Annotated in this window: 12 protein-coding genes; 6 read left to right on the forward strand and 6 right to left on the reverse strand. The window is 63.4% G+C overall.

What is annotated here, in order from left to right; genetic code table 11:
* Window positions 1-156, forward strand: a complete 156-nt coding sequence (locus OJ996_RS03895) for a DUF3309 family protein (protein ID WP_264511371.1) — start codon at window positions 1-3, stop codon at window positions 154-156.
* A gap of 2 nt (window positions 157-158) precedes the next feature.
* On the opposite strand, the gene OJ996_RS03900 is transcribed toward OJ996_RS03895, so the two are convergent.
* Entirely contained in the window at window positions 159-1,364 is a 1,206-nt protein-coding gene (locus OJ996_RS03900) for a hypothetical protein (protein WP_264511374.1), read from the reverse strand.
* A 55-nt stretch (window positions 1,365-1,419) separates the two neighbouring features.
* Window positions 1,420-1,944, reverse strand: coding sequence for a L,D-transpeptidase family protein (locus OJ996_RS03905; protein WP_264511376.1), 525 nt, complete (start codon window positions 1,942-1,944; stop codon window positions 1,420-1,422).
* A gap of 193 nt (window positions 1,945-2,137) precedes the next feature.
* Between OJ996_RS03905 and OJ996_RS03910 the strand changes: the two genes are divergently transcribed.
* Window positions 2,138-2,977 (forward strand): DUF4394 domain-containing protein, encoded by an 840-nt coding sequence (locus OJ996_RS03910; protein ID WP_264511378.1) that lies wholly within the window; start codon window positions 2,138-2,140, stop codon window positions 2,975-2,977.
* A 79-nt stretch (window positions 2,978-3,056) separates the two neighbouring features.
* Here the strand turns inward: OJ996_RS03910 and OJ996_RS03915 are convergent, their stop codons facing one another.
* Window positions 3,057-3,401 (reverse strand): SH3 domain-containing protein, encoded by a 345-nt coding sequence (locus tag OJ996_RS03915; protein WP_264511380.1) that lies wholly within the window; start codon window positions 3,399-3,401, stop codon window positions 3,057-3,059.
* A 62-nt stretch (window positions 3,402-3,463) separates the two neighbouring features.
* Complete coding sequence (locus OJ996_RS03920) at window positions 3,464-3,739, reverse strand: hypothetical protein (protein WP_264511382.1); 276 nt, start codon at window positions 3,737-3,739, stop codon at window positions 3,464-3,466.
* Between the two features lie 75 nt (window positions 3,740-3,814).
* Here OJ996_RS03920 and OJ996_RS03925 point away from each other — a divergent pair, with 75 nt between their 5' ends.
* The 4 genes from OJ996_RS03925 (at window position 3,815) to OJ996_RS03940 (ending at window position 11,054) form a co-directional block, all read left to right on the forward strand.
* Window positions 3,815-5,731, forward strand: a complete 1,917-nt coding sequence (locus OJ996_RS03925) for a RecQ family ATP-dependent DNA helicase (RefSeq protein WP_264511384.1) — start codon at window positions 3,815-3,817, stop codon at window positions 5,729-5,731.
* A gap of 102 nt (window positions 5,732-5,833) precedes the next feature.
* Entirely contained in the window at window positions 5,834-6,763 is a 930-nt protein-coding gene (locus OJ996_RS03930; protein ID WP_264511386.1) for a ferritin-like domain-containing protein, read from the forward strand.
* A 210-nt stretch (window positions 6,764-6,973) separates the two neighbouring features.
* Window positions 6,974-9,565, forward strand: coding sequence for a DUF1800 family protein (locus OJ996_RS03935; RefSeq protein WP_264511389.1), 2,592 nt, complete (start codon window positions 6,974-6,976; stop codon window positions 9,563-9,565).
* A gap of 13 nt (window positions 9,566-9,578) precedes the next feature.
* Complete coding sequence (locus OJ996_RS03940) at window positions 9,579-11,054, forward strand: DUF1501 domain-containing protein (RefSeq protein ID WP_264511391.1); 1,476 nt, start codon at window positions 9,579-9,581, stop codon at window positions 11,052-11,054.
* Here the strand turns inward: OJ996_RS03940 and OJ996_RS03945 are convergent, their stop codons facing one another.
* Together OJ996_RS03945 and OJ996_RS03950 are read right to left on the reverse strand one after the other, a co-directional pair.
* Window positions 11,055-12,002 (reverse strand): AAA family ATPase, encoded by a 948-nt coding sequence (locus OJ996_RS03945; protein ID WP_264511393.1) that lies wholly within the window; start codon window positions 12,000-12,002, stop codon window positions 11,055-11,057.
* Entirely contained in the window at window positions 11,999-14,005 is a 2,007-nt protein-coding gene (locus OJ996_RS03950) for a hypothetical protein (RefSeq protein ID WP_264511395.1), read from the reverse strand. The genes OJ996_RS03945 and OJ996_RS03950 overlap by 4 nt, the downstream gene beginning before the upstream one ends.
* Between the last annotated feature and the right edge of the window lies 1 nt (window position 14,006).

Raw genomic sequence — 14,006 nt, forward strand, 5'->3', positions numbered from 1 at the left:
ATGATTGGAACCATACTCCTGATCATCTTGATCCTCATGCTCATCGGAGCGCTGCCCACTTGGGGCCACAGCAAAAGCTGGGGCTATGCGCCGAGCGGTGGCCTCGGACTGATCGTCATTATTCTGATCATTCTTCTCCTGATGGGGAGGATCTGAGCCTAGTCGGTAAAGACGATCTCCACGCCTTTCTTGCGCCAAGCTTCGGCGAACTCGGCTTCCAGCTTTTGGAAGCTGCCGCCTGCGAGCAGTGCGGCGTGGGCCTTCTCGATCGGCTCTCCGGCGCGGAGCGCCTTGAGGTAGGCGGTGAGCCGGGCGGCCCGGCCGCCGCCTTCCAAGTGGCAGAAATAGTGGGTCAGGAGAAGTCCTAGACCGTAGTTGAAGTTGCCGGCCTGACCACTGAACTGATGGTAGGGGAGTTGCATAAATGTTTGAAGGCGAGGTGCTTGTATCTTTGTCCCAAGCGCCCGGCCGCCTTTCCCTTTTTCGCCGCGGGCGGTTGCGTAGGCGATGGCGGCATTGCCATGGGGATCGCAGCGGAAGTAGCCCCAGCTGTAGGGTGTGGTACATGCATACTCGGCGATGCCTTCCGTGAACCATCCGTTGGTGGAGGGGTTCATGTATGCGGATGGCGTGAGCTGGTGGGCGAGCTCGTGGATGAGGACGTGATTGGTTTTGGTGACGTCGATGCTGTAGCCGAGGGGTGACTTGATCAGGCCCAGACTTTCGACGGGAGCCATCACGAGTCCGCGCGAGGGGACGAAGCAGGCGGCACTATTGGGTGAGCCTCCGGCTCTTACGTAGTTGGCGGAGTCGCCGAAGAGGAGGATGTCATAGCGGCCCTGCCGCTGGAGTCCGCCGTCCAGTCCGAGGGGCAGGCTGGAGATGTATTTCCACGTGGTCTCGAACATCATCGCGAAATTCCGCAGCACGTCGGAGCTCAGCTTCACATCGCAGGTGAAGCGGTAGTGCGGGCTCTCGTAGATGTAGATGCCTTTCTTGGCGTCCTCGGACACCACGCGGGATTGGGAGGCACCGTCGACGCGGACCTCGGTCGGCCACGGGTAGCCGAAGTTGGGCGGTTTGGCGGGTGCCGCGACCGCCGGGGCAGGCGACTCTGCCGGCGTGACAATGGCGTTGGCCTGATTCTTGATGGAGGTTTGGTCGGCGGCGCAGAGAGAGGACAGCGATGAAACGAAGCTTCGGCCTCCTTCCATGGAGAAGATCACGTTGTTCCCGTCCAAGCGCACGAACTGGGCTTGGAAGGTCTGGCCGGCGCTGTTGGTCCAAGTCCGGATTTGGGCCCAGGCAGAGGTCGGAAGGGACGAAGCGAGAGCGCAGAGGAGGATGCCGCGAAGGGATATCACGGCATAATTCAATATCCGCTTTTCCGTGATTTTCGAGTGGAAAAAGCCTGCCTGCTCAGCGCTGGACGATCACCGGCGTGCCGAGACGCACCGCGTCGTAGAAGCGCTTGGCGTGCCGCTGCGGCAGCCGGACGCAACCGCTCGAAGCGGGATAGCCCGGGACATTTCCCGCATGCAGGCCGTAGGCGCCGCTGAAGCGAAGGAAATAGGGCATCGGCACCCCCTCAAACTTCGAGCCTGCGGGGCGGCCGCCCTTGCGGATGTCGATGTTCTCCTTCACCACCTTGCCGTGGCGGACGTAGTTCCCGTAGAGACTGGAGCGGTGGTCGGCGTCCTTCTGGATCACGCTGAAACGCCCGGTCGGGGTGCCTTTTCCTTCCCGTCCGGAGGAGATGGGGGAGACAGCCGAGAGTTCGTTGTGCTGGTAGAGGTAGGCCTTTTGTTCGCCGAGCTTCACCACGATCCTGCGGTTGCGGGTGCCGCCGCGGTCCATCATCCCGCCGAGTTCGGGGATGGTCGTGCAGCTCGCGAGGAGCAGCGGCGGGAGGCAGAGGGCGAGTCGGAACAGGCGGTTTTTCATAGGCGACAGAGGCGCTTTCCTGTTCCACGCGAATCCCGGCGCGTCAACCCCCGGGCGGGGATGAAATGCCCCCATAGGGATTTGGTGTCCGGCTTCCATGGATGGAGCGCGCGCGGGTGCTAGCATGGCAAATGTCCGGAATAGCTCCCCGGGCGCGAAACGACAGCGAATACCCCAACCCCACAAGGAAACCATGAAAACCAAGATGATCCTCAGCCTCGCCCTGCTTGCGGCGACGCTCGCTCCCGCCACCGCGCAGGAGCTCTTGGCCGGACTCGGCCCGAAGAACAAACTCGTCCTCTTCACGTCTTCCGATCCCGGGAGTGTGGAGGTGATCAAGATCACCGGCCTGCCCAAGGGTGAGGCCTTACTCGGCATTGATCGCCGCCCTGCCACCGGGCAGCTCTACGCGCTCGGCAAGACCAGCCGCCTCTATACCATCAATACGGAAACCGGAGCGGCTACCGCGATCGGCAGCGCTCCTTTCACCCCGGCCCTCAGCGGCACCCGCTTCGGGTTTGATTTCAATCCGACGGTCGATCGCATCCGCATCGTCAGCAATACGGGCCAGAACCTCCGGGCTCATCCGGATACCGGAGCAATTGCCTTCACCGATCTCAACCTTGTCTATGCGAATGGCGACGCGGCTGCCGGAGCCACTCCGGACATTTCGGGTAGCGGTTATACCAACAGCGTGAGCCCCACGCCCCTGAGCACCACGCTTTTTAACATCGATGCGGGACGAGACACCCTCGTGACCCAGAGTCCGCCGAATGACGGCGTTCTCAACACCGTGGGAGCGCTCGGGCTGAATGTGACGAACAACATCGGCTTCGACATCGCGGGTAGCAATGGGGTTGCCTATGCCAGCCTGCAAAAGAAGCTGAAGTTCGGAAAGTCCAAGCGTGCCTCGCTCTACACCGTCAATCTGACGACCGGAGCCGCCACCCTCGTGGGACCGATTGCCGGTCCGGCGGCGCTCCTCGACCTTACGGCGATGGGCAGCGTGGCGACCGCGGCCAGCGCCGAGTGATCGCCGGATCCATTTCCTTGGTAGCGATCGAAGCCGGGGCGGGAGGGCCCCGGCTTCACTTTTTATCACCTGTCCGGCTTCAGGCGGCAGGCTTCAGAAGATACCCGGCGACCCAACCCTCCTGGCCGGTGGCGCTTTTGCACCAATGCCAGCCGTGGATCTGCTTGAGGGATTCGAGTTCGTCGCCGCGCTTGATGGACAGGACGGTGGGATCGAAGGTTTCCATCGCGGCAAAGCGGCCTTCGCCCAAAGGCTCGAGAATTTCCTCCGGCACATAGCCGTCATTGCCGTCATCATCTTCGGCCCAGACCCAGCCGGGCCAAGCACGGTCCACCGGTCCGACGGTGACTTCGTTCCCCGCTTCCAGACGGATCGGGTTGCTATCCTTTTCCTCGTAGTCGGCGTTAGCGATGAAGCGCGGCATGGCGGGATGATGGAAGCAAGCGGGCGCGGCGGCAAGACCGGGGAACTTCATCGGGAATCCCGCTACGGGAGCTTCGGAAGCGTCTCAAAGGGCGTCACCGGCTCCAGCGATTCCCAGCCCTCGCGGCTGATCCACATGTCCGGATCCATGCGGTGAAAGCATTCATGGCAGACCCGGACCACTCTCCAGTCGCTCTCCTCCCCGGGGCGGAGCTCCTGGCAGTCGATCGTGAAGAAGGGATCGATGGGATCGTCTATCAGGCCTTGGTCCGGATAGGGATAGATCTCCTTGACCGAGCTGTCCTTCTCGATGCCGCAGGCCAAGCATTTCTCAATCATGCGGTGACTCCCTAGCGCTCCGGCGTTCGCTTGTCAGGCTTGTGCTTTCAGGAGGGAGGCGGCATCTCCGGGGGCGTGCCGGATGACCTGCTCTATGAAACACTGAATTCCCGCTTCGGGCATTCCGGATTCCGTGGCGGGCAGAGGGAGGTAGTGGAGGGCTTGATGGAAGGGCGGTCGATGCTGGCCGTGTTCCCGACGGGTGGTGGCAAGTCGCTCTGCTATCAGCTCCCGGCGCTGCTGCTGGAGGGAGTGACCTTGGTTGTTTCGCCGCTGATCGCGCTGATGAAGGATCAGGTGGACGCCCTGCGCGAGAAGGGCGTGGCGGCGGCACGGCTCGATTCCAGCCTGGAGCGGGAGGACTACGAAGCGGTGATCCGCTCGCTGGGCGACGGCTCGCTCAAGTTGCTCTACGTCGCCCCCGAGCGGCTTTCGAACGAGGGCTTCCGCGCACGGCTGAAGAAGCTGAAGATCGCCCTCGTCGCGATCGACGAGGCGCACTGCATTTCCGAGTGGGGCCACAACTTCCGGCCCGACTACCTGAAGCTGGCGAAACTGTGCCGCGACCTGAAGGTGCCGCGCGTGCTTTGTCTCACGGCCACGGCGACTCCGGGCGTGGCGAAGGATATCCGCGCGGCTTTCCGGATCGCGAGGGAGGACCACATCCAGCTCAGCTTCCATCGCGCGAATCTGGACCTGCGGGTCACGCCGGTCAGCGCGGCGGAGCGGAAGGAACATCTACTGCAGCGCCTCAGCGGAAGCGAAGGGGCGGCGGTGGTGTATGTGACCCTCCAGCATACCGCGGAAGAAGTGGCGACCTACCTGCAGAAGAACGGTCTCGCGGCACGAGCCTACCACGCCGGGCTGCCGGATGAGTTCCGCGCCGATGCGCAGGAAGCGTTCATGTCCGGGAAGACCCGGGTGATTGTCGCGACCATCGCCTTCGGCATGGGGATCGACAAGGCGGACATCCGGGCGGTGTATCACTACAATCTGCCGAAGAGCCTGGAGAACTACACGCAGGAGACTGGGCGCGCCGGTCGCGATGGCAAGCTCTCCACCTGCGAGTTGCTGGCCTGCGGCGACGACCTCGTGACGCTGGAGAACTTCATCTACGGCGACACGCCGTCCCCGGCGGCGGTGCGCCATCTGGTGGACCATGTGCTGCGGCTCGGATCGGAGTTCGATGTCTCCACCTACGAGCTGTCCGCGGTGAACGACATCCGCCCGCTGGTGGTGAACACACTGCTGACCTACCTGGAGCTAGAGAGGCTGATCGAGGCCACGAAGGTGTTCTGGTCGACCTGGCAGGTGCGTTTGCTCCGCGGCTTGGAAGCGACGCTGGCGGGCTACGATGAACGCCGTAAGAGTTTTCTGAGAAAGATCTTCGCCGCGGCGACGGAAGGACGGAGCTGGTACACCTTCGACGTGTCCGAGGTGGCCTTGAAAACCGGGGAGGATCCGCAGCGGATCACCGCTGCTCTCGGCTACCTAGAGGAAGCGGGCGACATCGCGCTGAAGAAGTCCGGAGTTCGCCAAGGGTACCGCATCAAGAAGGACCCGGGCGATCTGCACGAGCTCGCGCGGCGCTTGGACGAGAAGTTCCGGCGTCGTGAGGACGCGGATCTCGAGCGTCTTCGTGAAGTGGTGGAGCTCGCCGAGCAAAAGGGCTGCATCACCGGCTTCGTCACGGGGCACTTCGGTGAAACCCTGGCGGCGCCGTGCGGGCACTGCGACCGCTGTCGCGGCCTGAAGCCGGAGCCGATCCCGCGCACGCAGCGGCAGCAACCTTCGGATGAGGACCTCCTTGTCATCGGTAACCTGCGGGACGAGCGACATGCCGCCTTGAAGACGCCGCGGCAACTGGCGCGCTTCCTCTGCGGGATCAGCAGCCCGGCCGTGACGCGGGCGAGACTGGGAAGGCACGAGGCCTTCGGTCTTCTGGAGAGTCGGCCTTTTGCGGAAGTGCTCATGATTGCCGAGTCCCTCTGATGCAGCCGCGATGGGGGCATAGGGATTTGGTTTCCGGCTTCAGTGGGCGGGTGGTGATTCATGGCTTAGGACGTGGAGTTGCAAGAGAGCGACTCCCAACCAATGAAACCAAACACTGACTCCTCGAATCTTCCTTCTGAACTTATCTCCGGTCGCCGTGGCTTCTTGCGGTCGGTCGGTCTCGGTGTAGGTGCCGCCGCGCTGGCCGCCGCTCCCACCGCTTCAGCAGCGCCCTTCTACTTTGGAAACAAGAAGGCCCGCCGCGATGCCGACGTGTTGAACTTCGCCCTGAATCTCGAATATCTTGAGGCGGAATACTACCTGCGGGGCACCACCGGCCAAGGCTTGGAAGCCATGGGCATCGGCGTCGACGGTGCAGGCACCGCGGGGAGTGTCGTCGTGAAGGCGAATCCCGCCGTCAACTTCACTACTCCGGCCATCGCGCAGTACGCCGCCGAAATTGCGGAAGATGAAGCGAATCACGTGCGCTTCCTGCGCGCCGCCCTTGGCTCGACCCGTTTCGATCAGGTCGCGCGTCCGCAGATCGATCTGCAGAACAGCTTCAATGCGCTCGGCACCCTGCTTGGCATCGGGCCCTTCGATCCCTTCGCAAACGAGCTGAACTTCCTGTTAGGTGCTTTCATCTTCGAAGACGTGGGCGTCACCGCTTACAAAGGTGCGAGCCCGCTAGTCACGAACAAGGCTTTCCTGGAAGCGGCGGCCGGTATCCTCGGGGTGGAGGCGTATCATGCCGGCATGGTGCGCACGCTTCTCTTCCAGCAGGGGACGCAGGTGCAGAACACGGTGAATGCGATCTCCGCGCTGCGTGCGTCCCTCGACAACCAGCCGAGCGGCGCTCCGGCCCTCGATCAAGGGATCCTCGTCGCGGGCGAGGCGAACATCGTTCCGGCCGATACCAACTCGGTGGCCTTTAGCCGCAGCACGCGTCAGGTGCTGAATATCGTCTATGGCGGTGTGAACGCCGCGGCCGGGCTCTTCTTCCCTGCTGGCCTCAACGGGGCCATTCGCTAGGAGCAAAGGGTGCGGGCGGGTGGATGCCGACACATTCACCGCCCGTGCCCGAGGCCTCGGCTTTATGCGCGAAAAATGCGATTCCGGTGCAGAATGCTGTAACTCGACGGCCCATTTCCGATCTCCGGGCGAGTCTATTTGGTCCTTATAAAGAATAGGACGCGGCATAGGCTTGTTTTATCTATAAAGATAGTCAGGCTCGGTGTCATAATGAAGACCGGGCTCTCGCCACTCGCCGCCTTCGTCATCCTCCTTCCCGTTTCCGCATCTGCACTGGATAGCAACGGGAACTCGCAGAGCGATGTATGGGAAATGGTCTTCGGTGCCAGCGGGCTGCCCGCCGGTGGCGATGCCGACGGCGACGGCTGGAGCAATAGCTTGGAGAGCGCGGCAGGGACGAATCCCTTTAGCGGTGTTTCGCGTCCCAAGATGGAGATCGTTAGCGGGGCCGGGGGTCAGCTCACGCTCGCGTGGGAAGGGATGGCGGGGAAGCGCTACGCGATTCGCAGTAGCACCAACCTCCAGACGTGGTCGGCCTTCGAGCAGAACATTCCCGGGACGGGTGTCCCGCTGCAGCGCACCCTCGGTGTCGTTAGCGGCCGGGCCTTCTTCAAGGTTGAGCCTTCGGATATCGATAGCGACGCGGATGGTGTGAGCGACTGGGAAGAGCTGGTGATCGGCTTCGATCCTTCGAGCAACCGCACGGGCCGCTACTCCCAGACGGACTCGCAGCGGATCGTCTCCGGGCTCACGGCTGCGAATGTCATCAGTGTAGCATGCTATGATGACGCCTGCGCCGAAGGCTGGCCGGATCCCGCGGTGCTGGTTCTGCGGCGCAGCGGGGGCTTGAGGCCGTTGGCGGTGAATTTCTCATTGGGCGGTACGGCCACGGCGGGATCGGACTATACGCCTTCGGTTACCGGTGGCGTCGCGAACTTCGCCGCGGGGCAGCGGGAGCTGTTCGTGAAGATCCATCCGCTTGCGGATGCCCAGACGGGCGAAAGTACGGAGACCGTCGTACTAACGGCACTGGCGGGTACGGGCTACAGTGTGAGCGTGGCGAATAGCGCGACGGTTTCGATCTCCGAGCCCGCTCCAAGTCATCCCTCCGCCAAGGAGGCGGCGCGCTTTCTCATCCAAGCCGGCTTCGGCCCCGATCAGGACTCGGCTGCCGATCCTGACCAGATCCCCGAGAACGTGGAAGAGGTGATGGCGATGGGCATCGAAGCCTGGATCGATGATCAACTCACCCGCCCGATCGGCCGTCTGACGCCGATGATGGAATGGCAGGCGGAACTGGAGGAGAATGATCCGGATCCCCGGCTCTGGAACAACACGAAGATGAACGCGTGGTGGGGCCGGGCGATGGGCCTGCCGAAGCTGCGGCCGGATGCCAGCACCGAGCAACTGCCCGATCCGCTGCGGCAGCGCGTGGCCTTTGCGCTCAGCCAGATCTTCGTCATCAGCGACCGGATGGAGCGCCTCGCGGTAGAGCCGGCGGCCATGGCCCACTACTACGACAAGCTCCTGGAAGGCAGTTTCGGGAACTATCAGACGCTCTTGAAGGACGTCTCGATGCATCCCTGCATGGGGCACTATCTCAGTCACTTCGCGAACAAGAAGTCCGATCCGGTTAACCGGACCTTCCCGGACGAGAACTACGCGCGGGAGGTCATGCAGCTCTTCAGTATCGGCCTATGGATGCTGAACCCGGATGGTAGTCACATCCTGGACGCTCAGGGGCAGTCGATTCCGACCTACTCGAATGCGAATATCACCGAGTTCGCCCGGGTCTTCACGGGCCTGTCCTTCGGGGCGATGGCGAATAGCTCGCCCCTTCAGTTCGGCGCTTGGGACGGTGACTTCAGGGTCCCAATGAAGGGTTGGGACGAGCATCACGACCTCGGGCCTAAGACGCTGCTGTTGGGGGCAACCACTCCGGCGCGGACGGCGAGTGCAGGGAATACCGGGACTGCGACGATGGCGGATGTGGATGCGGCGATCGCGAATCTCTCCAATCATCCGAACGTGGGGCCTTTCATCGGGCGCCTTCTGATCCAGCGTCTGGTCACTTCCAATCCATCGCCTGCCTACATCGGCCGCGTCGCCGCGGCCTTCAATGCGACCCCGCGCGGTGACATGGGGCGAACCGTGAAGGCGATCCTGATGGACCCCGAGGCGCGGGATCCGGCGAAGATGTCCGACCCTACCTTCGGCAAGCTGCGCGAGCCATTCCTGCGGACGGTGAATGTGGCGCGTGCCTTCAATGCCTCCACGCAGGCGGGGTGGTTCTACCTTTCCAATCTCGACGAGAATCACGTGCAGGAGCCCTTGAACTCTCCGAGCGTCTTCAACTTCTACCTGCCTACCTATATGCCTCCGGGGCCTTTGGCTTCGGCCGGGCTAGTGGCACCGGAGTTGCAGATCGTGAATGCCGCCTCGTGCGTGACTGCTCCGAACTTCTTCTGGAACCAGATGGTGGATGCGGAGTATGGCCTGGGCGCTTCGAAGCCGGAGCGCTCCGCCGTGCTGAATCTCGATCAGGAGTGGCTGATGAACGTCCCGGCATCCGCGATCAACCAAGACCAGCCGAACGTGCAGCCGCTCGATCCGGATCCGCTGCTGCGCCGTCTCGACCTTGTTCTAACAGGCGGAACCCTCGAGCCGGAATCCTTCCAAATCATCCGGGAGGCGATGGCGCGTGTCGGGCCGGCCGACGGTGGATGGCAGTGGCACCACGGACGCCTGAAGCTCGCCCTGTATCTGATCATCTGCAGCCCCGAATTCTCGGTGCAACATTGAAGCTCTTCATCCCATGAACCGTCGTCGCTTTCTTGGTCAGGCCAGTTGTTCCGCGGTCAGCGCCATTCCCGTGCTGAATACCCTGCTGAACCTGCGTCTCGCGAGTTCGATCGCGAATGCCGCACCGCCGGGGCCCGGCGAGTATCGTGCGCTGGTGTGCCTCTTCCTGAGCGGGGGGAATGACAGCTTCAACATGCTGTCGCCTTTCAGCGGTCCTTCTTCAACCCACGGGAACTCCCGCACGGAGTACGAGAACAGCCGTGGCAACCTGGCGCTGCCGCTCGCGGGCCTGCATGAGATCCATCCTCTCAATACTCCCGGCCGGACTTTCGCGGTGCATCCTTCCATGCCGAAGTTGGCGGCCCGTTTCGAGGCGGGTGATGCGGCCTTTGTCGCGAACGTGGGCACCTTGATCGAGCCGGTCTTCAACCGGACCGAGGTGGCGAATGCGTCCAAGCGTCTGCCGCTGGGTCTTTATTCCCATTCGGATCAGATCGAGCAGTGGCAGACGAGTGTGCCGCAGAGTCGGTCGGGAGTGGGCTGGGGCGGGCGGATGATGGATCTGATCAAGGACATCAATCCCAGCCAGCTGGTCTCGATGAACATCTCGATGGACGGGAGCAATGTCTTCCAGAGCGGGATCACCGGTGCGGAGTATGCGGTGAAGCCGAGCAGCTCGGCCACGGAGGGTGGTGCGCAGGCACTTGCGGGATACGCGGCGAACTACGGCTCGAGTCCCTTCACGAACGTCGCAAGCCACGCGGTCGATAGCATGCTCGCGCGGCAGTATGGCCACTTGTTGCAGGAGACCTTCCAGCAGAAGCGCCGGGATTCGCAAGAGGCGTATGCGATCTACGCCGAGGCGACTTCCGGCACGCTTCCGGGCGATGTGAAGTTCCGGCTCGTGAACAATGAGGTGGAGGATACCGATGCGAACCGCCTGGGGCAGCAGCTTCACCAGGTGGCGAAGGCGATCATGGGACGGAACACGATCGGAGCGCTGCGGCAGACCTTCTTCGTCAACCTTGGCGGGTGGGATCACCATAGCGAGACGCTGTCGCAGCAGGAGGGAATGCTGAAGGATGTGGACGATGCGATCGGTGCCTTCTGGAACCAGTTGGTGCTGCTGGGGATCCAGGATCAGGTCACGCTCTTCACCGCCTCGGACTTCGGCCGGACGCTCACCAGTAATGATCGCGGCTCCGATCATGCTTGGGGTGGCAATCACTTCATCATGGGCGGGAGCGTGGATGGGCGGAAGATCTTCGGCCAGTATCCGAGCCTAGCGCTCAACCCGGAGATCGGCAGCGAGCTGAATGCACTGGATACGGGGCGCGGGCGGATGATCCCGACCACGAGCTGCGACGAGTACTTCGGCGAGCTGGCGCTATGGCTCGGTGTGCCACCCTCCAGCCTGCACTTGGTGCTGCCGAATGTGGGGAACTTCTTCAGCCCGGGAGCAACCGGACCGCTGGGCTTCTTCGGGTGATCACACCGGGACGGGAATCGAAGCGAGGATATCGGTGATGACCTGGCGACCGGTGACGCCGGAGAGCTTCGCCTCCGGGGCGATGACCATGCGGTGCGCGATGACATCCGCCGCGACGGTCTGGATGGTTTCCGGCACGACGAAATCGCGTTCCTCGAAGAGCGAGAGGGCCTGTGCCATCTTCATGAGCGCGATGGAGGCGCGCGGGCTGGCTGCGAGCTGGACGTCGTCGCGGCCGCGGGTGGCGGAGACGATGTCCACGATGTAGCCGCGAAGTTCGTCGCTGATGCGGACCGTGCGTGTCGCTGCCAGCAGGCCCACGAGATCGTCGCGATTCACCACCGGCTGCAGTAGGTCGACCGGGTGTTGCTCGATCTGGTCCGAGAGGATGGCCCGCTCTTCTTCCGGGGTGACGTAGCCGAGGCGGCTCTGGATCATGAAGCGGTCCATCTGCGCCTCGGGCAGCGGATAGGTGCCGCGGAATTCCACCGGGTTCTGGGTGGCGATCACGAAGAAGAGGCCGTCCAGATCGTGGCGCTCGCCATCGATGGTGGCTTGGCGCTCGGCCATGGCTTCCAGCAGCGCGGATTGCGTGCGGGGTGAGGCGCGGTTGATCTCATCGGCCAGCAGGATGTCCGCGAAGACCGGTCCCGGCCGGAAGCGGAACTCCTGCGTGCGCGGATCAAAGATGGAAACACCGAGGATATCCCCGGGGAGAAGGTCGGGGGTGAACTGAACCCGCTTGAAGGCTGCGCCGTCGACCGACTTGGCGATCGCCTTCGCCAGTGTGGTTTTGCCGGTTCCGGGAACGTCCTCGACCAAGGCGTGGCCGCCGCCGGCGAGGCAGGCCAGGATATTGCGGAGTGCGGTGTCTTGGCCCCGCACCACGGTGCGGACGGCATCTTCGAGACTGCGGGCGGTTTGTCGGGCGGCAGTGAGGTCGCTCATTCCTTGGATTCTTTGGAGCCGCGATCGGCGGCGGAAATAGTACGATGCTTCTCGTAGATGCCCTCCAGTTCGGTCCGGGCACCTTCGGGCAAGCGCGTGCCCACCCGCTCCAGCACGGTGCGGTTGCGCAGGCCGCGATTGTCGGTCAGGGGATCGAACAAGTTGATCTCGGGCAGGATTCTCGTTCCTTCGGCGGTCGTCGCGAGCACCACCATGGGGTAGGAGTCCGCGGAGTCGTCGCCCTCCATCGGCGGCACGCGCAGGCTGACGGCGGTCCAGCGACCGGCGCGGTGGATTGCGAGGATCTCCCCGGCCTGCCTGCCGGTCAGGTCATTGCTGCAGGCCTTGAGCATGTCGAGCGGACCGCGTTCGTCATCGAGACAAACGGAGAGGGCGAAGTAGCGGAGAGCATCGCCGTCGGCGACCGCCCTGCGGGATTCTTCCACGATCTTGCGGGCTTCGTCTTCCGCAGGTGCGGAGTCCGCCGCCACGCCGCCGATCTTCTGGATCAGCCCGTTCCACCATTCGGCATCGCGCGCGGCTAGGGAAGGCTCCAGGAGTTTCGAGATAGCGAGTTCGTCGGTGGTGTAGGGCAGTGCGGATTCGCCGGAGAAGCCGGGATTCGCGAGCCAGCCGTCGGCGCTGCGCTTGAAGAAGAGGCACTCGATCGAAGGGTCGCCGGAATCTCGCGCGGAGAACATCTGGACCAGTGCCCATGCATCGTCGCCGGACTCGTGCACTTCGAGCAGGACCGGGGTGGCTTCAGAGAAGGGCAGGTGAATGCGCTGCCAGAGACGGCCTGCACGGCTGAGGGCGTTCAGGGCGGTGGCGGGCGTGGTGTGCAGGTCCATGCGTGCGCAGACCGGGGTGAGCGAGGGCGCGCGGAAAGCGGTGAGCAGTTGTGCGGCGGCTTCACGCGCGGTTTGCTCACGACGCGGGGCCGAAGCTGTGGCAAGTTTCTCGGGGAATTTTTCGAGGAAGGGCGCTTCTTGCAGGGCGTCCTGTTCTTCCTTCCGTCTACGGTCCTCCTCCGCTTGGGCGATATCGCGGTTCGACTGGCCGGGTGCCCGGCGTGTTTCGGGCGCCATCAGGTCGTGCGTGAGGCGAATGCGCCAAGTGTCGGACTTCGAGCGGACGAAGGGGAGATCGATCATGTGCGCCTTGGGGGTAACGCGGTAGTTTCCGGCGGGATCGAGGGCGACGATGGTGACGAGCGGTTCGTCGATTCCGCTTTCGGCGGCGACGATGGCGCGGGCGGCTTCGGGGGCACCGATGAGACGCCATTGCGGATGCGTGATCTCCTTTTTGCGGAGCATCCGCGAGGTGACCTTGTAGATGTCATCCCAGTCGGCAGGCCGGGGGTCTTCGAGGCCGCCGAGTAGTGCGAGCACTGCGGGAAGATCGCGGGCTTGCACGGCGGAGATGAAGTCACCGGCGAGCTTCTCGGGGGTGGCTTCGTGCAGTTCGTCCGGAGTTTTGAACTTCCGCATCTCCTCGTTGAGGAGAGCGAAGGCGTCGTTCTTGAGACGGACCAGTTGTTCGGTGCGCGCGAGGAGCATCCAGCTTTCGAGGTCCTTCACCCTTTGGAGGAAGCCGGGGCGGAAGCTGAGGCCGGTGCTGTTGAAGGACGAGGGCATCGGCGCGGGCAGCCATTTGTCGGCGCTCTTCACCAAGCCGATGGCATGGATCTGGACCGTGCTGGCGTCGAAGTCGGTGATCTGCGAGACGAGCACTGCGGCGAGGTCGCCGTCCTGCTTGTCCGCCACCACCTTGAGGTCTTCCGTGCGGAGGGTCTTGCGGAGCTGGCCGAGACTGGAGCGGATGTCGCTGACGTCTTCCTCCGTGGCCTCCGGCGAGAGAGCGGTGTTCTCGCCGGGTTTTTCTTCGGCCTTTCCCGTGGCGACTTCGCGCAACCAGATCACCGCGGCCTCCGACGGGCTCTGCTGAGCCGCCGGAGCGATGCCGCTGACGAGCAGCAGCGCGATGACCACGGGTGATTTCATC

The sequence above is a fragment of the Luteolibacter rhizosphaerae genome, assembly GCF_025950095.1.
GTDB classification, from domain to species: domain Bacteria; phylum Verrucomicrobiota; class Verrucomicrobiia; order Verrucomicrobiales; family Akkermansiaceae; genus Haloferula; species Haloferula rhizosphaerae.